Genomic DNA, 22,941 nt, shown 5'->3' on the forward strand with positions numbered 1-22,941 from the left:
TCACCGGCTCGCGCGGCGCCGCGCAAACATTATGCAAGCGCTACGCGACCGTTGCCCGTAAGCGCTCAGGAACCGGGCTTGTACCCGTCACTCAGCGTTTTCATAAACGCAATGATGTCCTGAATATCCTGATCCGTCATGGCCGGCTGATCGCCGAATTTACGATCGAACGGCGCGTCGGCGACGTCGACATTGGCGTGGTACTGCGGCGGCAGATCGTTGTATTTCTGTACCTTGCCCGACGCATCCCGCGGATAGATCTTCTCGGGCGCCGTATTGCGCAGGTTGTAGAAATCCATGACCTGTTTGAGGTCGTGATAAACGCCGTTATGGAAGAACACCTTGCGTTCGGCAACGTTACGCAGGGTCGGCGTCAGGAACATTCCGCAATACTGCGTCTCCGTCTTCATGTCGTCGCGGAACGGCCCGCACACGCCCATATCGAAGAACTTCGGATCCTTGTTGGCGGGAATCGCCGGATTGCGCGGCACACCAAGCGCCTCGTACTGCGTATCGGTAAACACCGGCGGCAGACCGTCCTTGCTGGGCTGGCTCAGGTGACACCCGGCGCAGTTAGCCTTGTCCTTGTCGTTGAACAACTGCAAGCCATGCAGCTCCGCGTGCGTCAGGCGCGCCTTGCCTTCGAGCCAGTAGTCGTACTTGCTGTTAAAGGCATGAAACGACTGATCCTCGGTCTGATACCGTCCCACTGCGAACATGGCTTCCGAAATCAGCAGACTCGGATTGCTGACGATGCCCGGCCCGAAGATCTGTTTGAACTGGTCCAGATACTTCGTTTGCAGCAGCTTGCGCGCGACATCTTCCTGCGTCGCATTGGCCATCTCCACCGGGTTGGTCAGCGGACCGATTGCCTGGATTTGCAGCGTATCGGCGCGGCCGTCCCAGAACAGGCCGCCTTGCGGCACCATTGCCGGAGCGGCCGGCGCGGCGAGCGCCGTCTTCTGTGCACGCTGTACGCCGGCGGCCTGCGAGGCCAGTTGCGTCATATCCACCGGCACGTCGGTATCGCCCTGATCCGGCCCGATGCTGAACGGAGCCTGGCGATACAGATAGGCCAGCGACGGCGGCGGCCGGTAGCCGGCCTGATTCATGTGCGCGCCGCCCAGTTGCACCGGAAACGCGTTATCCGGTGCGTACGAATGCTGTGGCGAGTGGCACGACGCACACGATTGCGTACCCGAAGCCGATAGCGACGCGTCGAAAAAAATCTGTTTGCCGAGCAGCGCAACCGCGCTCAGCGGCGCGTCTTGTGGACGCATCAGTTGAACCGGATTCGGATTCGCGCCGGTGATTTCTTCGACGATCGCGCCGACGGCGGGCGGCATCCGTTCCGGATAGACGAGCGCGTACGCGCAAACCACGAAGAGCGCAAGCACGATGCCGGCGGCACTCCACACGAGCAGCCCGAGCCACGGGCGACGGGTAATGACGGGACCCGGCTCACCGCCGGCAGGCAGGTGCGAGGGCAGGGCGGCGTCTGAAGGATGATTCATGGCGGTAGTGACAAATAATTCGATCGGGTTCGATCAAAAAGCAAATCGAGCCAGCACGTTTGCACTGGCTCGACGCCCAGCTACAGCTTGATGTGCTTCATACCCTGCTGGTGCCGCGCTTCGTCAGGTCACGCACGAACAGCACGCGTGCATGACCTGAGGTCGAATCCGTCAGAAGCGCACCAGAAGAGCCATTCACACGTGTCGCTCAGCTCGCCGGCGGCGCCGACAGCCTGGTGCCCAGGTTCTGGTCCAGATACACCGTCGGATTGTTGCCGGAGCCCGAGAAGTTGAACATGTTCATGATGCTGCCGGCGGTTGCATCGAACGAACCGTTGCCAAGGCGTTGACCGCCGAGCCAGTTGTCCTCGATGAACTTGACCACGGAGGCCTGGGTGATCGGCGTATCGTCGACGTAGTTGACCTTCGCCCACGGCGACACCACGATAAACGGCGTACGCGTACCCGGGCCGCAACGGCCGTTCACCGCGCCGCCATTCACACCCTGCGGTTGAACCGCGCCCGTTGCCGTGCACTGACCCGTACCGCTCAGGTTGTCGGTGCCGGCCACCGTCACGCCGCCCGCGGATTGCGCCGTGGTCGAATCGAACGACGAGTTCTTCGGCGCCATGAAGCGGTGATCGTACCAACCGTCCGAATCGTCGTAAGCGATGATCACGGCGGTGTTCTTCCAGTCAGGCTGTTGCTGCAGGAAGTTGATCACCTTCGTGACGAAAGCCTGTTCGTCGATCGGGTCCGAGTTGCCCGGGTGACCGTCGCCGACCGCCGGCGCCTTCAGGAAGCTCACCGACGGATAGTTGCCGGCCTTCACCGCGGCGAAGAAGTCGTCGGTGTCGTACTGGTGGTGAACCGGCGTAGCCGAGTTGTCCAGCGGATCGGTCATGCCGATCACCGCCGTCGACGACGGACGCGTGTGCGCGAGGTTGGCCGTGCTCGCGTAGTACTGGAACCACGCGTGATGCTGCACGTAGTCGGGCTTAGTCGCGTTCAGCACTTGCGAGAAGGTCGAACGGGAGCAGCCGGTGGTGTTGTTGGCGTTCACCGTGCTCAGGTTGAAGCCGCCCATGAAGCCGCCCCACGTGAGGCCCTTCGCGTTCAGCAGGTCGCCGATGTTCTTGTTGGCAGACGACATCGCGGCCGTCACCGTGCTCTTTGCCGCGATCGTGCAGACGTCGCCGGTCGGGTCCAGGTCGCCGACCAGCGTGAAGCCGCCGGTCGAATCCGGAATCGCGTTGGCCGAGGTACCGCCCGTCACCACCACGCCGTTGTTCTGGCCCGAGACCACTTCAATCGCGCCCGGCGTCGACGGACCGTACGTGTCCGTGTACGCGTTCTGGTTCATCGCGAAGTTCTGCGCGTAGTTCCACATTGCCGTGACCGTGTTGCCGTCGAAGTAGCCGAGCACCTGGCCCTTCGTGGCAAACGCGCCGGTGCTGCCGGCAATCGTCGAACCGGCCGCCGTGAACAGCGGGAACGAATCCATCGCGCCGTTGTTATACGCGAGCTGTTCCGCGGCATACGCGTGGTTCTGGCTCGACGTATTGGCTTGCGAACGATCGAGACGGAACGGCAGCAGGTCGGCGGGCGGCAGACCGAGGCCCGCGACCGTCACGGAGCCGACCGTGCGGCCCGCCGTGTTCGGCGAGGTCGACAGCGCGTTCGGGTTCGCGGTGATCAGATTGTTGCTGGCGAGGTTGTTGACCGTGGGCGTGCCCGCCGCCGCGGTGAATTGCGGCTCGCCGACCGGGTTGGAGGCCTGCGGGTAGGTGGCGAAGTAGTGGTCGAACGAAACGTTCTCGCCGAAGATCACCACCACGTGCTTGATCGGCGTAGCCGTCGCGACGGCATCCTGCGCCGATACGGTTGCTGCCGGCGTCGAAGCGGTAGCCGGCGCGGACGCCGGCGTGCTCACGCTATTGTTGCCGCATGCTGCGAGCGCAAGCATCGCGGCAAACGGGATGGGTAACAGGGTTCTACGGAACATGTGACTGGCTCCAGATTCGACTTCGCCGTTCAGCGTTTCCAGTGATGCACGTGTGGATGTTCGCTGGGGATATTGTTAGAAAGTTAGAAGGACAACTCAGACGTCTTACCGCTAGAAACAGCGCGCATTGAAACATCGGCTGATTAAGATTTCGGGGCGCGAACATTACGTTGCCTATCGGTTGCCATTCATTTGAATAACTTTCGCTGTCGTTCCACTTTCTGCGAGTCGCCCCGTGAGGGTGGCGCTGCCGGTCACGACTCGTATGCCACATTGAGTTTCTTTCAGTGCAAATCAAAACGACGGATTTCTCCGGCTGTTGCGTTCAAGAAGAAACGCAGCCGCTTCTGGCTTCGGCACTTAAGGGAGAAACCAGCATGACATCGACCAGACCGGTCCGCCTTCTGACTTCCGTTCTCGCTGCGGGGATCACGTGCGCTGCAGCGCTGACGACCGTGCCCGCTCTGGCGCAAGCGGTGATCGTCGCACCCATGGCGCCGCCGCCGCCGCGCGTCGAAGTGATGCCGGCGCCGCGTGCCGGCTACGTCTGGGATCAGGGTCGCTGGCGTTGGGACCATGGCCGTTACGTATGGGTGCCCGGCCACTGGCGGCCGGTCCGGGCCGGCTATCGCTGGGTGCCGGGGCATTGGGTGCAGCGCGGCCCGAACTGGCGCTGGGTCGAAGGGCATTGGGCCTGAACGTCGAGCGCCGTGGCGCGCTTTGTAATCCCACCGGAAAGGTTGCCATGAAAACGCTTGTGATCATTCTGCTGGCCGCTACACTCGCCGGTTGTGTCGTCTACCCGGCGCGGCCGGCCTACTATCGGCCGGCGGTCGTCGTATATTGAGCTCAATGCACCTTGCCACCTGCCCGGCGCGCACTGTTCGTAACGGTGCGCGCACAACCGATCGATCCGCGCTTCGCATTTTGCGTGCGTTGTGGAGCCGCATGCCTTGAGCGAACGCGATCCTGATGCGGAGCTGTTGGAAGGGGTTGCCAGGCAGGACCCGGCCGCCGTCCGTTCGCTCGTCGCGCGCAAGCTGCCGCGTCTGCTCGCACTCGCCACGCGCATGCTGGGAGATCGCATGGAAGCGGAAGACGTGGCGCAGGAGGTCTTCGTGCGGATCTGGAAACAGGCCCCGCGCTGGCGGGAAGGTGAGGCGAAGGTCGATACGTGGGTGCACCGCGTAGCGCTCAATCTTTGCTATGACCGGTTGCGCGGCCGCCGCGAAGTCCCCGACGACGACCTGCCCGACGAAGTCGACCCCGCCGCATTACCCGATGCCGCCCTCGAAGCGCGCGCCCAGGACGAGCGCGTTCGCGAGGCGCTCGCCGCATTGCCGGCACGACAGCGCGAGGCACTGGTGCTCAATTACTACCAGGAGATGTCGAACATCGACGCTGCCGCCCTGATGGGCATCACGGTCGATGCGTTGGAAAGTCTGCTGGCACGTGCGCGCCGCAATCTGCGCGCCCAACTGGCCGGCAGCGGCCTTAGCAAGGACAAATCATGACGCCCGAAAGATTTCATCAGATCGTCGAAGCTTACGGCGCCGATCCGCGCCGCTGGCCCCAACAGGAACGCGCAGCGGGGCAGGCGTGGGCCGCTGCGCACCGTGCCGAGGCCGATGCGATGCTGGCGGACGCGGCCGGCATCGATGCGTGGCTCGCGTCCGACAAGGTCGAGCCGCCGGGCGCGGCATTGCAGCAGCGCATCATCGGCAGCGCGCCGGCGCGGCGGCCCAGTGTGCCGCGCAAACGGTTATGGTGGTCGGGCGCGGCGGTGGCGGGCGTCGGACTGCTGGGCGGCGTGGCCGGCGCTTTTGCGGTGTCGTTCTTCGTGTTGACGTGGACGGCTCCGCCTGTGCATGAGTCTTCTTATTTAACCTCGAGCTTCGGTGGTTCATCTGCCGATTGGAGCGGCGAATGAACGGCCGGTCATGGAAAATCGTGCTGGTGGCTTCGCTGGTGCTTAACGTGTTCCTGGTGGGTGCGATTGTCGGTGGTGCTTATCAATGGTTCGCGGCGCATGGCGCGATGACGCCGGTACAGGCGCAGCAACGCACGGCGTTGCGTTTTGCTGCCGAAACGCTGTCGGCCGAGCGTCAGAAGGCCTTTCTCGACGGCTTGAAGAAAGCGCGCCGCGAGGGTCGCGATTTTGCCCGCGATGCCCGCGAAGGGCGACACGAAGTGTTGCGGCTGCTCGCCGCGCCACAGTTCGATCGCGCGGCGCTGGATGCCGCGCTGGCCCGCACGCGTGAAGCGGACAGCAGCTTGCGCGCGCAAGTGGAGGGCAGTGTGGCGGATTTTGCGGCCACGCTGTCGCCCGAGGAGCGCGTCGAATTCGCCGACAGCCTGAAGCTGCGCGGCCAATGGCGCGAACCGCAAGCGGCCGCCAATGCGAAAAAACCGCCGCAGCCGGCGGCCTCCAGTCCGACCTCGAGCGATGCTTCGAGTACAGCATCAGGGGCCGCTTCGGGTGGATAAAAATTTCTGGGCGAGCGCGACGGATTTCATCGTTGCGCTCGTTTAAAGAAATATCCAACGCCGAAGAGGACGGTATGTCTACCTCACCGAACATGAATGCCGCGGCGATTGCACTGAACCGCTTCGGCCTTGGCGCGCGTGTCGACGACACGCCGCCCGCCGACCCGAAGGCGTGGCTGCTCGCGCAGTTCGAACAGTATCAGCCGCGGCCTGCTGCTTGGGCGAACCAGCCCGACTCGGTGACGCTGTCCACCGAACTGATCCAGCAGCGCATGGAGCTGAATCAGTTGGCCCGGAAAAATCCGCAGAATGTCGGCGAGGGTGCGCTCGCCAGTCAGGGTAATGCGCAGACGAGCTCGCCAGGCGCCGGACAAGCTGCAACAGACACGCAAGCCCAAACTGCTAAGCAAGCCGAACGAAAAGCGCTGCGCGGCGAGATTGCCGCAATGTACCGTGCCTCGGTGAACGCGCGTGTCGCAAGCGCGCTGACCACGCAGACGCCTTTCGTGGAGCGGCTGGTTCATTTCTGGGCGAACCACTTCGCGGTGTCCACGGAAAAACCCGGCGTCGCCGCGCTGGCCGGCTCATTCGAAGCGGAGGCGATCCGGCCGCACGTGCTTGGCCGTTTCGAAGACATGCTGGTCGCGGTCGAACGTCATCCGGCCATGCAACTGTTTCTCGACCAGACGCGCTCGGTCGGACCGGACAGCGTAGCGGCCATGCGCGCCGAGCAGCGCAATCCAAACGTCAAACGCGGGCTGAATGAGAACCTCGCGCGCGAAATCATGGAACTGCACACGCTCGGTGTGCGCAGCGGTTATACCCAGGACGACGTCACCGAATTCGCCCGCGCGCTGACCGGCTGGAGCCTCGCCGGAAAACCTGGCAATCCCGGTAATGCGGCTAAGCGGGGCCGGTTTGGCGCGCAACCGGACGCGGCCCCTGGCACCTTCGTGTTTCGCGTCGCGCTGCACGAGCCGGGCTCGCGAACCATCATGGGCCGCCGCTATGACCAGCCCGGAGAAGAGCAGGCCCTGGCGGTCCTGCACGACCTCGCGAGTTCGCCTGCGACGGCGCAGCACATCGGCGGCAAGCTCGCCCGTCACTTCGTCGCGGACAATCCGCCGCCTGAAGTGAGCGAGCGGTTGGCGAGCGCATTCGAGCGCAGCGGCGGCGATCTGCCAACCGTGTACCGGACGCTGATCGACCTGCCGCAGGCGTGGTCGCCCGTCGCCACGAAGTTCAAGACGCCGTGGGAGTGGACCATTTCTTCGATGCGCGGGCTCGGCTGGCAGGACCTCGGCAATCTGCAGACTGCCCCCATCCTGACGCAACTCGGCCAGCCGGTATGGCGACCGGGTTCGCCCGCCGGCTACGACGACATTGCCGCGAGCTGGGCGGCGCCCGATGCACTCGTGCGCCGGGTCGATGTCGCGCAGCGTTTCGCGGCCCGGGTCGGCGACCGGCTCGATGCGCGCTCGCTCGGGCAGACCTTGCTGGCCGGCTCGCTCAGCGCGCCGACCGCCACGGCTGTGTCGCGTGCCGATAGCGCGTCGACGGCAATCGCGCTGCTGCTGGTTTCGCCGGATTTTCAACGGAGATGAATGCCATGCTTTCACGCCGCAAGTTTTTGAGCGTCGCCGCCGCAGGCGCGGGCGCGATTCTGGTGTCGCCGCAGATCGCTTTTGCAAGCGTCGCAACCGAGCGCCGCTTCATATTCGTCATCCAGCGCGGCGCGGCCGACGGGCTGAGCATCGTCATGCCGTATGCGGAACCCGCCTACGCGTCGCTGCGCGGCGCACTCGCGATCGATACCGGCAACGCGACAAAGCTCGACGGCACCTTCGCGCTGCATCCCGCGCTGGTGCAGACCGCCGCGATGTATGCGAATCGTCAGGCGCTGTTCGTCCACGCAGTGGCGTCGCCGTACCGCGACCGCTCGCACTTCGACGGGCAGAACGTGCTGGAGACCGGCGGCACCGCGCCGTATCAGATGAAGGACGGCTGGCTAAACCGGCTCGTCGCGTCGCTGCCGGCCACGCGCGAGAATGCGATTGCCTTCGCGCCGACCGTGCCGATGGCGCTGCGTGGCAAGGCGGCGGTGACGTCATACGCCCCCTCGGGATTGCCGCCGGCGCCTGACGATCTGCTGATGCGAGTCTCGCAACTGTACGACCAGGACGCGCAATTGCGCCCGCTGTGGGAATCGGCGATGACCGCGCGCGGGCTGGCGGGCGAGGCCGGTGCGCGTCAGGACCCGGCGAGCCTCGGCAAGCTTGCCGCTGGCTTTCTGTCGCGCGACGACGGTCCACGGATCGCGATGATCGAAACCGGCGGTTGGGACACGCATACGGCGCAGAACGCGCGTCTTGCCAATCAGTTGAAAGCGCTCGATACGATGCTCGCGGCGCTGCGTGACGGCATGGGTCCGGCGTGGAACAAGACCACCGTGTTGGTGGCCACCGAGTTCGGCAGGACTGTTGCGGTCAACGGCACGGGCGGCACCGATCATGGCACCGGCTCGGTGGCGATGGTACTGGGCGGGTCGGTAGCGGGCGGACGCGTGCTGGCCGACTGGCCCGGCCTGAAACCTTCCGACCTCTACGAAGCGCGCGATCTCAAACCGACCATGTCACTGGACGCGCTGATTGCCGGTGCCGCCAGCGAAAGTCTCGGCCTCGATCCGCAGCGTACGGCGAACACGTTGTTCGGCCAGAACGCGGGAATGCGGCCAACTACCGGGCTCGTGCGTGCATGACTTGAAAATTACCAGGGAGAGCATATGAAAATCAGATCGACTATTCGTGCCGTATCGCTTGCAGGCCTGAGTGCCGCCTTGTTATCAGCCTGCGTCGTCGAACCGGCGCGGCCGCCACAGCCCGCTCCGCTCGTCGAGGTGATGCCGCCCGCACCCGCGCCGGGTTATCACTGGGTGAAAGGCCACTATCGCTGGGAAGGCAATCACTGGGCGTGGGTGCCGGGACACTGGGCAGGTTGAGCGAGCGTTGCCGGCGCGCCGCGCGTGCCGACCCGATGATAACGGCGGCCGTAGTAGATCAGCGCATCGCCGCCGACCTGCGTATGCGCGGCCTTCACCGCGCAAAAGAACACCGTATGCGTGCCGACTTCGGTGACTGATTCGATCTCGCAGTCGAGCGAGGCAAGCGCGCCGAGCAGGACGGGCGCGCCTGTTGCGAGCGTGTTCCATTGCGCGGCGGCAAAGCGCTCGGTCATGGGCAGCGAGCCCGTGGCGAAATGCGCCGCAAGGGCTTGCTGATCCGCGCTCAAGACGTTGACGCACAGCGCGCCGTTGGCGCGGAAGGTCGCGTTGTTGCGGCTGCCGCGATTGATGCAGACGAGCAGGGTAGGCGGCTCGTCCGTCACGCCGCATACCGCGGAGGCCGTGCAGCCTGCGAGACCTGCGACGCCGTCGCTGCTGATGATGTTGACGGCGGCGCCAAGGCCGGCCATGGCGTCGCGAAAGATGTGCTTGTCAAGCATGGGGATCCGCGCCTCCGCGAAACCGGGCCGCCGTGTGGCTGGCAGGCAAACGTGCGTGGCCGAATAGTTTTTCACGCAATGTGCCGTCGCGATAAGCGTGTTTATAGGCGCCACGTTCCTGCAGAATCGGCACCACGAGTGCGATGAAATCGTCGAAGCATTCCGGCGCGACCGTGCGCGAGAGATTAAAACCGTCCACGCCAGTTGCTTCGGTCCATGCGATGAGTTCGTCGGCAATGCGTTCGGCCGACCCGACGAGCGGTGCCTGACGGCTGCCGAGCACCATCTGTTCGAGCAGTTTGCGCCGGGTCCATTGCGGGCCGGCGGCGCGCGTCATCGCCTCGACGTTCGAGACGATAGCCTGGCTCTTGCCGGTGTCGATCGGTTCGTCGAGGTCATAGCGCGCGAAGTCGATACCGAGCGACGCCGCCGCATGCACGAGCGCTGCCTCGCTGCTCACGTAACGCCGGTATTCGGCGTACTTCTCCTGTGCTTCGCGATCCGTGCGGCCTGTGATTACCGTTTGCCCGAGCAGCACCTTGATATCGTTCGCATGGCGCCCATGCGCCACGGCGTGAGCGCGGATATCGTCGACGATGGTTTTCACGGCGGGCTTCGCCTGGCCGTTGACGAACACGCACTCCGCGTGCGCCGCGGCGAACTGCTTGCCGCGCGCTGACGATCCCGCCTGGTAGAGTACCGGCGTGCGTTGCGGCGACGGTTCGCTCAGATGCATGGCGTCCACCCGATACTGCTTGCCGTGATGATGAATCACGTGGACTTTCGATGCGTCCGCATAGATGCCTTGCGTTCTATCACGCAGCACCGCATCGTCTTCCCAACTGGATTCCCACAGTTTGTAGACGAGTTCCATATATTCGTCGGCGAGATCGTAGCGGTCGTCATGGGCCATTTGCCCGGACAGACCGATCGCGCGCGACGCGCTGTCCAGATAGCCCGTCACGATGTTCCAGCCGACCCGGCCGCAGGTCAGATGATCGAGCGTCGACATGCGCCGCGCGAACAGATAGGGCTGCTCGACGGTGAGATTGGATGTAACGCCGAACGACAGGTGACGCGTAACGGCGGCCATGGCCGGAATCAGCAAGGTGGGATCGTTCACCGGCACCTGCACCGCACGGCGAATCGCCGCGTCGGGATTGCCGCCGTAGACGTCGTAGACGCCCGCCACGTCGGCGAAAAAAATGCCGTCGAACAGACCTGCCTCCAGCGAGCGCGCATAGTCGGTCCAGTACTGAAGATCGGTATAGCGGGTGGACTGATCGCGCGGATGAGTCCACATGCCTTGCTGGATGTGGCCGACGCAGTTCATGTCAAAAGCGTTGAGAACAATTTCCTTCGGCATGGTGTCTTCCGGCTGAGGTGGACGGATGCTTACGGGTGCAGTTCAGAACAGGCGAGCGGGCGGTGAAGCCGTGCGGGTATCGTGCGTTTAATATAGTGGACGAAAAATCACTATGCAAGACGTTGATTCTGGCCTTTAATGAGGGCTCAAAGTGAACGAGCTCACGGTAAGCTCACCTTTTTCCGGTTCCGATCCTTTCATGTCCGAATCCTCTGCTATCGATTTGACCGAGGCGATTTCCTCACGCGTCAAGACGGAGCGCGAAGCGCGTAACTGGTCGCTGAGCGAACTGGCGGAGCGCTCGGGGGTGTCGAAGGCGATGATCAGCAAGATCGAGCGGGGCGAGGCGAGTCCAACCGCTACCGTGCTCGGCCGTCTCTCGGGCGCTTTCGGTCTGACCTTGTCGACCCTGCTGGCGCTTGCCGAACAAAGTGGCGAGCGATTGGTGCGGCGGGCCGGGCAGCCTGTCTGGCAGGACCCGGAAACGGGTTATACGCGGCGGCGGATTTCACCGCCTACCGGCGGGGTGCTCGAGTTGCTGGAGATCGAATTGCCGGTGGGGGTGCGGGTGCCTTATCCGCCGGATGCCTTTGCGTTTCAGCATCAGCAGATCTGGGTGACGCGAGGGGTCCTGACTTTTCGTGAAGGCCGGCAGGTGTATCAGCTTGCGGAAGGGGATTGCCTGCAGCTCGGCGCGCCGCTCGAGTGTGAGTTCTTCAATGGCGGGAACACAGTTTGCTGCTATGTCGTCGGCCTGGTTCGACGGTGAAGGTTTTGTTGAATGCCGGGGCGGAACAGAACGAGGCGGGACGACAGGCAGCGCCGCAAATGGGCGCTTGCGACGCTCTCTATCGCAACCCGCCGTCGCTGATCAATTGCGCGGCGCGATCAACCCCCACCGCCGCCTTGCGTGCCGAGTGTCAGCTTGTTGTTCACCGATTTCACGCCTGCAACACCCTTGGCGACTTCCTCCGCCTGCGAAATCTGTGCGCTGTCGGGCACCGTGCCAGTGAGCGTCACCGCGCCGCCACGCGCGCGGACAAACACGTTCGACACATCAAAACCCTGGGCTTTCGACAAAGCCTTGCGTACGTCCAGACCCAGCTTGCGGTCCGCCTTCTTGACGGTTTTAGGGCTGGCAGCCGGGGCGGCCATGCTGTCGGAGGCCATTGCATCGCTCGCCTGGGCATAGGCGCTGGATGCCGTCGCCACACACAATGCGATGCCGAGTGCCTTCAATAGATTGACTGTTTTCACGTTTTCTCCATTCCTCGAAAAGTTGATGTCGCATCGTTGCATGCAAAAAACACGCGCCTGCAAGCGCTTTTCCGCCTGCACGGAGCTCCCTGTCTTGTAGAAGAGTGACGTCGTGAAGCTTCCAGCGCGTTTAAACAATACTCCAGCAAACGCGCAAGTGCTGAAAAAACTCACCCTGCCGCCCGTTGCCGGTTGCCCTATCATGGCGGCTTCGATCATCAAAGGCGCACCGCAGATGTCCGATGGCGCACAGCAACGATTGCACGAAACACGCACGGAACCCACCAGATCGTCGATCGATTACGGCTTGTGGGCATTGACCTTCAGCTACGTGCTCAGTCAATTTTTCCGCAGCTACATCGCCGTGATTGCCACTCAACTGATCGGCGATTTTCATTTCTCGCCGCAAATGTTCGGCTGGTTCGCGGGTTCGTTCTTTCTCGTGTTCGCCATCGCGCAACTGCCGGTCGGTCTGATGTTCGACCGCTACGGCGTGCGCGGACCCACCGCGTTTCTGATGGCTATCGGCGCCGCCTGTGCCGGCGTCCTTTCGATCACAACGAGCGCAACCGTGGCGCTTGTCGCGCAAGCCGGCATCGGGCTGGGTTGCGCGCCCATCTTCATGGGACTGCTCAATTACGTGCTGCGTAGCGGCCACGGCACGCGCAATGTGCGCGCGGTCACGACGGCGAGTGCGATCGGCATGGCGGGGGCCTTGCTGGCCGCGTTTCCGCTGAGCCGGGCAACGGCCAGCTTCGGCTGGCGTCCGGTCATGGTCACAGCCGCGCTCGCCATGCTTTGCGCAACGCTGGGCGTCGTGGGCGTCGTGCAGCGGCGCGATGCCGTCGAGCATGAGCGAAGCCTCGCTGCATCGCAACATGCGGCCGGCGCGGTGAGGCGGTACACGGGTTTCTGGACCTTGATGCCCGCCTGCCTCGCGCTCTCGGTCGGCAGCACGTTTCGCACGTCGTGGGGCGGACCGTATCTTGCCGACGTCTACGGCTTCGATGTCATTGCGCGCGGCAATGCGATGACCGTCACCAGCGTGATCGGAATCGCCGCGTCGTTTGGCATCCCGCTTGCCGTGCGCTTCTGCGCGCCCAAGCTGATCTCGTTGCTGTGGCTGATCGGCGGCGTGCTGGCGGCACTCGTGCTTGCGCTCGTTCCGGACGGCAACTGGGTACTCAGCGTCGCGTTGATCTGTGTGTTGTTCTCGGTCGGCTCGATCCATCCGCTCGTGATGTCGCAAGCGCGTGCCATCGTCGCGCCGCGCCGGCTCGGGCTAGGCCTGGGGCTGCTCAATAGCCTGGTTTTTCTCGGCGTGGCGCTAACCAGCAGTTGTTTCGGCTGGATCGCGGGCGCCGCAAAGCGAGCGCATCTATCGGACGCGGGAATCTACTCGGCGCTGTTCGCCGTGACTGTCGTGCCGCTTGCGATCGGCGCGATCGTCTATTTCTTCAGCCCGGTGGTGGCTGCGCCGAAAGAAGAGGCCTGAGCGGCGGCTTGCGTTTGTCTATAATTCCGCAGCCGGATCACTCGCGATCCGGGCCACGGTTTGTCTTTCAGATGGTGCCGTTTCGCAGGAGCGCGTTTCATTTTGAGCAAAACCAGGCAGAGCCCAATCGATAATCCGGCCGAGAATCTGCGCGCCGGCGACACTGCATCGCCCGCGGCATCCGCGAGGACAAGTTCAGTCCTCGCAAGCCGGACAGCACACGAGGCGCATAAGGACGACCGGCATTTCGTCACGGCGCTCGCGCGCGGACTCGAAGTGCTGGCGTGTTTCCGCTCGGGCGACAAGTCACTGAGCAATCAGGAGCTCGCCTTGCGTTGCAAGCTGCCGAAATCGACGGTCTCGCGCCTCACTCACACGCTGACACTGCTCGGCTATCTGATTCATCTGAAAGAGAGCGGTAAATATAGGCTTGGCACGGCCTCGCTTGCGTTGGGCAGTGCGATGCTGGCGCGGCTCGATGTGCGCAAGATTGCGCGGCCGGTGATGCAGGAATTGGCGGAGACCATCGGCGCGAGCGTGTCGTTGGGTACGCGCGATCGCCTCTCGATGATCTACGTGGAAAATTGCCGGGGCTCGGTAGCGCTCGCATTGACCCTGGAAGTCGGTTCGCGTATTCCGGTCGCCACGTCGGCGATTGGCCGTGCATGGCTTGCGGCGATTCCTGAACACGACCGTCTCAGCTTCATGGAGCAGGTGCGTGAGCTCGATCATGTGGCGTGGCCGAAAACCCGCCGCGGCATCGAGAATGCGCTCGAAGACTACCGCACGCTCGGCGTCACGACTTCGTTTGGCGACTGGCAGAAAGACGTGAACGGCATCGCGCGCGCTTTCCAGCCGGGCGGAGAATTGCCGATCATGGCAATCAATGTCGGCGGCCCCTCATTCAGGCTCTCGAAAGAATTCCTGCTCGAGGAGGTGCGCCCACGCCTGATCGACGTGGTGACGCAACTGGAAAGCGCACTGTCGCATTGAGCAGGCGAGGGCGTTCAGAACCACTGCGGCGCCATGCTGAGCGTCGTATCGTCGAGATCGCGCAGTGTGGCAAGCATTAGCGACACGCGCGGCAATTCCCAACGGAAGAACCACTGGCACGCATGCAGCTTGCCGCGATAGAAGTCGCCGTCAGCCTGGTTCTTCGCTTCAGCTTCAGGTAAGGCTGCGCTCGCAACGAGCGCCTGGCGCAACCAGGTCCAAGCAAGCACGATATGACCGAACGCTTCGAGAAAAGCGTTTGCGTTGGCAAGCGCGCGTTCGCTTTCGCTTGCCAGGGTGGGCAGTAACGCTTCGACGGTGCCGGTCAATTCGCTCCATGCGTTGGCGAGTGAATCCGCGTGCGCTTGCAGCGCCGGATGAACGCGCGCCGCCTCGATGCTGCGCTGTATTTCACGCCCCAGCAGTGCGAGCGCCGCGCCTTGTTTCATCACGACTTTGCGGCCGAGCAGATCGAGCGCCTGGATGCCATGCGTGCCTTCATGAATCATGTTCAGGCGGTTGTCGCGGTAGAACTGTTCGACCGGATATTCGCGCGTATAGCCATAACCGCCGTGAATCTGGATCGCCAGGCTATTCGCCTCGAGGCACCACTGCGAGGGCCACGACTTCACGATCGGCGTCAGCAGATCGAGCAGCAGGCCCGCTTCGGCGCGCGCGGTGTCGCTCTCGCCGGTGTTCTGTTCGTCGACGAGGCGCGCCGCGTACAGGCACAGCGCGTAGGCACCTTCCACATACGCTTTTTGGGCAAGCAGCATGCGGCGCACGTCGGCATGTTCGATCAGCGGCAATTGCGGATCGAGCGGGTTCTTGTTGTCCGGGCGCCGTCCTTGCGGCCGTTCGCGGGCGTAATCGAGCGAGGCCAGGTAGCCGCGATAGCCGAGCATGACCGCGCCGAGGCCGACGCCGATGCGCGCCTCGTTCATCATGTGGAACATATACGCCAAACCATGATGCGGTTCGCCCACCAGTTCGCCGATGCATTCGCCGCGTTCGCCGAACGACAGCATCGTCGACGTGGTGCCGCGCCAACCCATCTTGTGAATCAGCCCCGCCAGCGCGACGTCGTTGCGCGCGCCGAGGTTGCCGTCGTCATTCACGTGGAATTTCGGCACCGTGAAGAGCGAGATGCCTTTGACGCCCGGCGGCCCGCCAGGAATGCGCGCCAACACCAGGTGGACGATGTTCTCGCTCAGTTCGTGATCGCCGCCCGAAATAAAAATCTTGTTGCCGCGGATCGAATAGGTACCGTCTTCATTGGGCACCGCACTCGTGACGAGGTCCGACAGGCTCGAGCCTGCTTGCGGCTCGGTCAGCGCCATCGTGCCGAACGCGCGGCCCTCCAGTAATGCCTGCAGATACTTGCGCTTTTGCGCCGCGCTGCCAAAACGTTCGATCACGTTGGCATTCGCCGTGGTCAGCATCGCGTAAGCCGAGGTGGCGATGTTGGCGCTCTTGAAGAGCGACAGGCACGCAAAGGAAATCACCGCGGGCAACTGCATGCCGCCCCATTCGTAATCCTTGCCGGCGGCAAGAAAACCTGCGCCGCGCAATGCATCGAGCGCTTCCTTCACCGCGGCGGGAATCGTCACGCGCTGACCGTCGAATTGCGGTTCGTGTTCGTCGCAGAGGCGGTTGTGCGGCGCGAATTTTTCGGTGGCGACCGCGTGCGCTGTTTCGAGCGCCGCGTTGAAGGTCTCGCGGCTATGGTCGGCATGGCGCGCGCGCTGCGTGAGCGTCTCGGCCTCGAGCACTTCGAATAGCTGGAACTCCAGATCACGCGAGTTGATGATCAGCGCATCTTGCATGGGAGAAGACCCGTCCAGAAGTGAGCCGCTATGCAGAACAACTACGCCGCACGCGTGTCGGCACGCACGGCTCGCATGGGCGCGGCTCGATTGAAAAGTGCGGTATTCGGGTAAGTCCCGATGATCCGCCCATCGGCGATGCGTGTCAGTTTAAAGCAAAAGTGAATGAGCGTGCTTTTATTTACACGGTGAATTTCGGCACGTATGATGGTTGAAAAATCTGGAATGAAAGTCTGCATTGCAGAACAACTGGAGGAGCGGCGTAATGTCTGTGAAAGACCTGTTTCAACTGGACGGCAAGGTTGCACTGATCACCGGCGGCTCTCGCGGGCTGGGCCTGCAAATGGCCGAAGCGCTGGGGGAAATGGGTTGCCGTGTGGCGATCACCGCGCGCAAGGCCGACGAACTCGCCGAGGCGAAAACGCATCTGCAAAGCCTTGGAATCGAGGTGCAGACGCTGGTCAACGACCTGCAGCGCTTCGAGGGCATCCCCGGCCTCGTGGATGAAGTGATCGGCGCGCACGGCCACATCGACATTCTCGTGAACAACGCGGGCGCGACATGGGGCGCACCGGCTGAGGACTATCCGGACGAAGCGTGGCACAAGGTGATGAACCTGAATGTCCATGCGCCGTTTTTCGTCGCTCGTGAAGTGGGCAAGCGCAGCATGATCCCGCGCCGCGCCGGCAAGGTCATCAACATCGCTTCGGTGGCGGGCCTGAAAGGCTCGCCACCCGGCATGAACACGATTGCGTACAACACGTCCAAGGCCGCGGCGATCAACTTCACGCGGGCGCTCGCGGCGGAATGGGGCAAGTACAACATCAACGTCAACGCGATCTGCCCGGGATTCTTCCCCTCGAAAATGTCGGCAGGACTGCTCGACAAACTCGAAGGCGCCATCGTGGCGCGCACACCGTTGCAGCGCCTCGGCGGCGACGAAGACCTCAAAGGCCCGGTCGTGTTCCTCGCGAGCGAGGCGTCGCGTCACATCACAGGCCAGTATTTCGCGGTGGACGGCGGCTCGATCATCGTCTGACTCATGGTCTAACGGAGCGGTTCCGAGGCACTGCGCGTGGGTTCAGGCGCGCCGGGCCCACGCACACAACAGCTTTGCATGAGACGGGAGACGCCGCATGGATTTTCAGCACTCGGACAAAGTCAGGAATTTGCAGCAGCGCCTGAACGCTTTCATGGACGAATACGTGTATCCGGCCGAGGCGGTTTTCGACGCGCAGATGGACGCCGCGCGTGAATCCGGCAACCGTTGGCAGCCCGCGCCGGTGATCGAGGATCTGAAAAAGAAAGCGAAGGCCGTGGGTTTGTGGAACCTGTTTCTGCCCGAGTCGAAATACGGCGCCGGGCTCACCAACCTGGAATACGCGCCGCTGTGCGAAATCATGGGGCGCTCGCATATCGGTGCGGAGCCGTTCAACTGCTCCGCGCCCGACACCGGCAACATGGAAACGCTGGTGCGTTACGCCACGCCCGAGCAGCAGGAGCAATGGTTGTTGCCGTTGCTCGACGGCACGATTCGCTCGGCCTTTGCGATGACGGAACCGGAAGTCGCTTCGTCGGACGCGACCAATATCGAAGCGCGTATCGAGCGCGACGGCGGCGACTACGTCCTGAACGGCCGCAAATGGTGGACCTCGGGCGCCAACGATCCGCGCTGCAAGGTGCTGATCTTCATGGGCAAGTCGAATCCGGATCACCCGAACCGGCATCACCAGCAGTCGATGATCCTCGTACCGATCGACACGCCGGGCGTGAAAGTGCTGCGCCATCTACCAGTATTCGGCTATGACGACGCTCCGCACGGCCACGCTGAAATCGCTTTTGAAAACGTCCGGGTACCGGCCGGCAACATGCTGCTCGGCGAGGGGCGCGGCTTCGAGATCGCGCAGGGGCGGCTCGGGCCGGGCCGCATCCATCACTGCATGCGCCTGATCGGGCGCGCCGAACGCGCACTCGAGGCGATGTGCCGCCGCTCGCTCGAACGCGTGGCGTTTGGCCGCCCGATCGCCGACCAGGGGGTGACGCGCGAGCGGATCGCGAACGCCCGCATCATGATCGATCAGACGCGTTTTCTGGTGCTGAACGCGGCGCACAAGATGGATACGGTCGGCAACAAGGACGCGCGCCAGGAAATCGCGATGATCAAGGTGGCCGCACCGGCCATGGCGTGCCAGGTGATCGACTGGGCCATGCAGGTGCACGGCGGCGGCGCGGTCAGCGACGACTTCGGCCTCGCACGCGCATACGCGAACTCGCGCACGCTGCGGTTTGCGGACGGCCCCGACGAAGTACACCGCAATGCGATCGCGAAGATGGAGCTTGGACGTCACCTGGGGCGTTTGTGAAGCCGCCGGCGGCCACCTCTGATTCACCGGATTCATCAGTTGGCCGCATCCGCCATGCGGCGGATGTGAACGAAGCGCGTGCCCAGTGCAACGCGCACAGACAGTCAGGCAGGAGACGCCTATGAACGAACGCCATTATCCGCATTGGCCGCCGCACGTGCCAAAGCATCTGACGCTGCCCGAAACCAATATCTTCTATAACGCCGAGGTGTCGGCGGCGCGCTATCCCAATAAGCCGTTCATCATCTTCTATGACACGCCGGTCACGTTCGCCGCGTTCAAGGACGAAGCCGAGCGGATTGCGGGATTTCTGCAACAGGAGTGCCACGTCAAGGCCGGCGACCGCGTGCTGCTCTATATGCAGAATAGCCCGCAATGGATCATCGCCTACTACGGCATCCTGCGCGCAAACGCCGTCGTGGTGCCGGTCAACCCGATGAATATGAGCGGCGAACTGGCGCATTACGTCGAGGATAGCGGCGCGACTACGATCATTGCACCGCAATGCCTGTTCGCGAACGTCGCGCCGCTGATCGGCACTGGCCCGGGGCGCGGCATCGAGCATGCGATCGTCGCAACCTATAGCGACTACGTGAAGGGGCCATCGTCGATTCCCGTGCCGGAACTGGTGGCGGCGCCGCGCAAGACCTTCGATATGCCGGGCGTCACGCCGTGGCGCGAGGTGCTCGAAAAACATCTCGCGCCGGGCCCGCTCACCACAGGTCCAGATGATCTGTGCGTGATGCCTTACACCTCCGGCACCACCGGTAAGCCAAAGGGCTGCATGCACACGCACCGCAGCGTGATGAGCACGCTGCTGGGCGGTTGCGTGTGGTTCTCGGCGCCCTCGGACGGTGTGTATCTCTCGGTATTGCCGTTGTTTCATGTGACCGGCATGCAAGGCGGCATGAACAGCGCCGTGTTCTCCGGGGCAACCATCGTTATATTGCCTCGCTGGGATCGGGAAGCGGCGGCGCTATGCATGCAGAAATATCGCGTGAGCGCGTGGCAGTCGATCACGGCGATGATGGTCGATTTTCTGTCCAACCCAAAACTGGACGAATACGATCTGTCGAGTCTGACAGGCGCGCGCGGCGGTGGTGCCGCGATGCCGGAGGCCATCGCCAGAAAGCTCAAGTCACTGACGGGGCTCGATTACGTCGAAGGCTATGGCATGTCCGAGACGATCGCCGGCACGCACATCAATCCGCCGCATCGGCCCAAGCCGCAGTGTCTGGGTATTCCGGTGTTCGACGTGGACTCGCGCGTGATCGATCCGGTCACGCTGCAGGAACTCCCGCAAGGCGAAACCGGCGAGATCATCGTGAGTGCGCCGCAGGTGATGCAAGGCTACTGGCGCAATCCCAAGGCGACAGACGAAGCGTTTATCCAACTCGACGGCAAGCGTTTTCTGCGCACCGGGGATCTCGGTCATATCGACGAGGACGGCTATTTCTTCATGACGGACCGCCTTAAACGGATGATCAACGCATCGGGCTACAAGGTCTGGCCGGCTGAAGTCGAGGCGCTGATGTACCGGCATCCTGCGATTCACGAGGTGTGCGTGATCGGCGTGAAGGACGCGAAGCGCGGAGAAACCGTCAAGGCGCTGGTGGTGCCCGCCGCGGCGCATGCCGGTGCGATTAGCGAGCAGGAGATCGTCGACTGGGCGCACGAACAGATGGCGTCTTACAAGGCGCCGCGCATCGTCGAGTTCGTGACGTCGCTGCCCAAGTCGGGCAGCGGCAAGATTCTGTGGCGCAAGCTGCAGGAAGAGGATGCAGCGCGCACGGCGGCGGCCAGTCAGAGCGAAGGCGGCGCCCCATAGCGGTGACGGTACGGGAGGCGCATCGAACCACGATGTCTGACGGGGCATCGCAACTGGAAACGGGACAACGCATGAACAATTTTGCAGGTAAGGTCGCGGTGATCACCGGTGCGGGCTCTGGATTTGGTCGGGAGTTTGCACGGCTCGGCACGAAACTGGGTATGCGCCTCGTACTCGCCGACGTGCAGCAGGACGCACTCGACGAAACGTTCGCCGAAGTGAGCGCGGCCGGCGCGCAGGCGATCGCGCGCCGTGTCGACGTCGCGAAAGGCGAAGAGATCGACGCATTGGCGCGCGCCACGCTCGACGCTTACGGCGGCGTGCATCTGGTCTTCAACAACGCGGGCGTGGGCGGCAGCGGCGGCCTTGTGTGGGAGAACACCGAGCGCGACTGGCAATGGCTGCTGGGCGTCAACCTGTGGGGGGTGATTCATGGCGTGCGGGTTTTCACGCCCCTCATGCTGGAAGCGGCCAGACGCGATCCGGACTATCGCGGGCACATCGTCAATACCGCGTCGATGGCCGGCATGCTCAATCCGCCGATGATGGGCCCGTACAACGTGTCGAAGCATGCGGTGGTGTCGCTGACCGAATCGCTGTATCAGGACCTTTCGCTGGTCACGCAGCAGGTGGCGTGTTCGGTGCTGTGCCCGTACTTTGTGCCGACGGGGATTGCGAAGGCGCATCGCAACCGGCCGTCCGAACTCGCCAATGACACGCCGCCGACCTTATCGCAACGTGTGTCGCGTGTGATGAGCGAGAAGGCAGTGAGTTCGGGGAAGGTGAGCGCGCGGGAGGTCGCGGATATGGTGTTCAATGCGATCCGCGAAGAGCAGTTCTATATCTTTTCGCATCCGCACGCGTTAGCCGCTGTGAAAACGCGTGCCGAGGATATCGTCATGCCGCGTAATCCGACGGACCCGTTTGCGGAGCGGCCTGAAGTGCGCGCGCAGATTATCGAAGCGTTGAAAGGGTAGCCGGGAGCCGGCGGACGCTTCGCAAGGAGGTCTCGGACACGCGAGGTTTCTAAAATTCAAGGCGCCGTGGAAATCACGGCGCCTTTCCTGAATCCTTCTCCGTTCCTATCGCGTCATCACTTCGCCGCGGCCAACGAACTCAATCCCGCCGACTTCAACTGTCCGCCCTGAACCACCGCCGCCAGCGGATTGCCGAGCACAAAGCCGCCGCGTTCGTCGACCCCGCTCACACTGTTCGGATTGGCCTGCGGCGGCAGCGCTTTCACGGCCTTGTCGAACTGATTGCGGATCGCGGTCGCGTCGCTGACCGTGCCGGCCAACTTCATTGCAAGGGCCGTTGCGTATACCGCGGTGTAATTCAGCGAGACCTCCTGGCTCGGATCGCGGCCGCCGTGGCTCTTGCGGAAGCGTTCCACAAACGCTTTGGCGTTCGGCGTTTCGTCGCTGGCCAAGGGCAGTACCCCGATCGCGCCGTTCAGCGGCGCATAGCCGCCCGTGACCTTGGCTACTTCGTCGAGCTTGGCCTGGTCCATCACGATAAAGCCGCCCTTGAAGCCCAATTCGCGCGCCTGCTGTGCAATCAGCCCGGTCGGCTCGGATGGGCCGCCGATAAACATCACGTCCGGTTTGGCCGCCAGCACGCGGCTTACGCCGCTATAGAAATCGGTGGCGCGGTTATACGACATTGCATTGTCCGCGACGACCGTGCCGCCGGCCGCCTCCCATGCGGGTTTGAATGCGGCAACCCAGACCTTGCCGTAATCGGTATCGGTGGCCGCAAGCGCCACTTTCTTGCCGTACGTCGCCATTTCGTACTTGACGAACGAGTTCAGATACGACGTGAACGCGGGCGGAATACGTACGGTGAGTTTGTTGCCGCGCTCGCTGATCTGCGGCACGCTGGTGTAGGAGAGCAGCAGTAGTTTCTGCTGCTCGTTGCTGGTCTGCACGGCGAAGCCGCCACCCGAATGCGGCACGAGCACGACCGCGGCCTGCTGCTCCTGCGCGAGACGCCGCGCATTGATCGCGGTTTCGGCGGGGTTGTACTTGTCGTCGAGCGGCACGATTTCGAACTTGATCTTCTTGCCGGCCACTTCGATGCCGGCCTGATTGACATCGGCCGCCGCCATCTGCATTCCGTCGAGCACTTCCTGACCGTACTTCGCCGCGCCGCCGCTCAACGGGCCCGAGTAGCCGATATGGACCACCTGTTGCGCCATTGCGGCGCCCGTGCCCAATAGCGCAGTCGTCGCGACAGCCGCGCACAGGCCCGCCCGTGCGTACAAGCGTTTGATCGTCATACGTGTCTCCTTTGGGATTATTCGCATC

Annotated in this window: 22 protein-coding genes; 15 read left to right on the plus strand and 7 right to left on the minus strand. The window is 63.3% G+C overall.

What is annotated here, in order from left to right; genetic code table 11:
* Positions 1-65 precede the first annotated feature (65 nt).
* Together HWX91_RS06815 and HWX91_RS06820 are read right to left on the minus strand one after the other, a co-directional pair.
* Complete coding sequence (locus HWX91_RS06815; RefSeq protein WP_028194389.1) at positions 66-1,514, minus strand: cytochrome-c peroxidase; 1,449 nt, start codon at positions 1,512-1,514, stop codon at positions 66-68.
* A 208-nt stretch (positions 1,515-1,722) separates the two neighbouring features.
* A complete protein-coding gene (locus tag HWX91_RS06820) occupies positions 1,723-3,519 on the minus strand; it encodes a phospholipase C (RefSeq protein WP_028194390.1) in 1,797 nt (598 codons plus the stop codon).
* A gap of 377 nt (positions 3,520-3,896) precedes the next feature.
* Between HWX91_RS06820 and HWX91_RS06825 the strand changes: the two genes are divergently transcribed.
* The 7 genes from HWX91_RS06825 to HWX91_RS06855 all read left to right on the plus strand — a co-directional run bounded on the left by HWX91_RS06825 (position 3,897) and on the right by HWX91_RS06855 (position 9,004).
* The gene (locus tag HWX91_RS06825) at positions 3,897-4,217 is read left to right on the plus strand and encodes a YXWGXW repeat-containing protein (protein WP_028194391.1); all 321 of its coding nucleotides are present in this window, start codon (positions 3,897-3,899) and stop codon (positions 4,215-4,217) included.
* Between the two features lie 255 nt (positions 4,218-4,472).
* Positions 4,473-5,033: an RNA polymerase sigma factor gene (locus HWX91_RS06830; RefSeq protein WP_028194393.1), complete on the plus strand. Its 561-nt coding sequence runs from the start codon at positions 4,473-4,475 to the stop codon at positions 5,031-5,033.
* A complete protein-coding gene (locus HWX91_RS06835; protein WP_028194394.1) occupies positions 5,030-5,449 on the plus strand; it encodes a hypothetical protein in 420 nt (139 codons plus the stop codon). Before HWX91_RS06830 ends, HWX91_RS06835 begins: the two co-directional genes overlap by 4 nt.
* A complete protein-coding gene (locus tag HWX91_RS06840; RefSeq protein ID WP_028194395.1) occupies positions 5,446-6,006 on the plus strand; it encodes a periplasmic heavy metal sensor in 561 nt (186 codons plus the stop codon). Before HWX91_RS06835 ends, HWX91_RS06840 begins: the two co-directional genes overlap by 4 nt.
* Positions 6,007-6,080: 74 nt before the next feature.
* Positions 6,081-7,610, plus strand: coding sequence for a DUF1800 domain-containing protein (locus HWX91_RS06845; protein WP_028194396.1), 1,530 nt, complete (start codon positions 6,081-6,083; stop codon positions 7,608-7,610).
* Between the two features lie 5 nt (positions 7,611-7,615).
* On the plus strand, positions 7,616-8,764 hold the full coding sequence (locus HWX91_RS06850; protein WP_028194397.1) for a DUF1501 domain-containing protein: 1,149 nt from the start codon (positions 7,616-7,618) through the stop codon (positions 8,762-8,764).
* Positions 8,765-8,788: 24 nt separating this feature from the next.
* Positions 8,789-9,004: a YXWGXW repeat-containing protein gene (locus HWX91_RS06855; RefSeq protein ID WP_028194398.1), complete on the plus strand. Its 216-nt coding sequence runs from the start codon at positions 8,789-8,791 to the stop codon at positions 9,002-9,004.
* Here HWX91_RS06855 and HWX91_RS06860 read toward each other — a convergent pair.
* Both HWX91_RS06860 and HWX91_RS06865 read right to left on the minus strand, forming a co-directional pair.
* Positions 8,968-9,507 (minus strand): flavin reductase, encoded by a 540-nt coding sequence (locus tag HWX91_RS06860; RefSeq protein ID WP_042273879.1) that lies wholly within the window; start codon positions 9,505-9,507, stop codon positions 8,968-8,970. The two genes, HWX91_RS06855 and HWX91_RS06860, sit on opposite strands and share 37 nt — an antisense overlap.
* Positions 9,500-10,873, minus strand: coding sequence for an LLM class flavin-dependent oxidoreductase (locus tag HWX91_RS06865; protein ID WP_028194399.1), 1,374 nt, complete (start codon positions 10,871-10,873; stop codon positions 9,500-9,502). Before HWX91_RS06865 ends, HWX91_RS06860 begins: the two co-directional genes overlap by 8 nt.
* A 199-nt stretch (positions 10,874-11,072) precedes the next feature.
* On the opposite strand from HWX91_RS06865, the gene HWX91_RS06870 reads away from it, so the two are divergent.
* Positions 11,073-11,642, plus strand: coding sequence for a helix-turn-helix domain-containing protein (locus HWX91_RS06870; protein WP_028194400.1), 570 nt, complete (start codon positions 11,073-11,075; stop codon positions 11,640-11,642).
* Positions 11,643-11,761: 119 nt separating this feature from the next.
* Here HWX91_RS06870 and HWX91_RS06875 read toward each other — a convergent pair whose 3' ends face one another.
* The gene (locus HWX91_RS06875; protein ID WP_028194401.1) at positions 11,762-12,130 is read right to left on the minus strand and encodes a BON domain-containing protein; all 369 of its coding nucleotides are present in this window, start codon (positions 12,128-12,130) and stop codon (positions 11,762-11,764) included.
* 202 nt (positions 12,131-12,332) lie between these two features.
* Between HWX91_RS06875 and HWX91_RS06880 the strand changes: the two genes are divergently transcribed.
* Both HWX91_RS06880 and HWX91_RS06885 read left to right on the plus strand, forming a co-directional pair.
* Complete coding sequence (locus tag HWX91_RS06880; RefSeq protein WP_102857513.1) at positions 12,333-13,625, plus strand: MFS transporter; 1,293 nt, start codon at positions 12,333-12,335, stop codon at positions 13,623-13,625.
* Between the two features lie 102 nt (positions 13,626-13,727).
* Entirely contained in the window at positions 13,728-14,618 is an 891-nt protein-coding gene (locus tag HWX91_RS06885) for an IclR family transcriptional regulator (protein WP_244144015.1), read from the plus strand.
* A gap of 14 nt (positions 14,619-14,632) precedes the next feature.
* Here HWX91_RS06885 and HWX91_RS06890 read toward each other — a convergent pair whose 3' ends face one another.
* Positions 14,633-16,444, minus strand: a complete 1,812-nt coding sequence (locus tag HWX91_RS06890) for an acyl-CoA dehydrogenase (protein WP_028194404.1) — start codon at positions 16,442-16,444, stop codon at positions 14,633-14,635.
* Positions 16,445-16,464: 20 nt separating this feature from the next.
* On the opposite strand from HWX91_RS06890, the gene HWX91_RS06895 reads away from it, so the two are divergent.
* The 5 genes from HWX91_RS06895 to HWX91_RS06915 all read left to right on the plus strand — a co-directional run bounded on the left by HWX91_RS06895 (position 16,465) and on the right by HWX91_RS06915 (position 21,612).
* On the plus strand, positions 16,465-16,659 hold the full coding sequence (locus tag HWX91_RS06895; protein WP_028194405.1) for a hypothetical protein: 195 nt from the start codon (positions 16,465-16,467) through the stop codon (positions 16,657-16,659).
* Positions 16,660-16,709: 50 nt separating this feature from the next.
* On the plus strand, positions 16,710-17,483 hold the full coding sequence (locus HWX91_RS06900; RefSeq protein WP_028194406.1) for an SDR family oxidoreductase: 774 nt from the start codon (positions 16,710-16,712) through the stop codon (positions 17,481-17,483).
* A gap of 97 nt (positions 17,484-17,580) precedes the next feature.
* A complete protein-coding gene (locus HWX91_RS06905; protein WP_028194407.1) occupies positions 17,581-18,807 on the plus strand; it encodes an acyl-CoA dehydrogenase family protein in 1,227 nt (408 codons plus the stop codon).
* Positions 18,808-18,928: 121 nt separating this feature from the next.
* Entirely contained in the window at positions 18,929-20,635 is a 1,707-nt protein-coding gene (locus HWX91_RS06910) for a long-chain fatty acid--CoA ligase (RefSeq protein WP_028194408.1), read from the plus strand.
* Between the two features lie 71 nt (positions 20,636-20,706).
* Complete coding sequence (locus tag HWX91_RS06915) at positions 20,707-21,612, plus strand: SDR family oxidoreductase (RefSeq protein ID WP_028194409.1); 906 nt, start codon at positions 20,707-20,709, stop codon at positions 21,610-21,612.
* 116 nt (positions 21,613-21,728) lie between these two features.
* Here HWX91_RS06915 and HWX91_RS06920 read toward each other — a convergent pair whose 3' ends face one another.
* Positions 21,729-22,913, minus strand: coding sequence for an ABC transporter substrate-binding protein (locus tag HWX91_RS06920; protein ID WP_052660623.1), 1,185 nt, complete (start codon positions 22,911-22,913; stop codon positions 21,729-21,731).
* Positions 22,914-22,941 lie beyond the last annotated feature (28 nt).

Source organism: Paraburkholderia fungorum, assembly GCF_902833645.1.
GTDB classification, from domain to species: Bacteria; Pseudomonadota; Gammaproteobacteria; order Burkholderiales; family Burkholderiaceae; genus Paraburkholderia; species Paraburkholderia fungorum.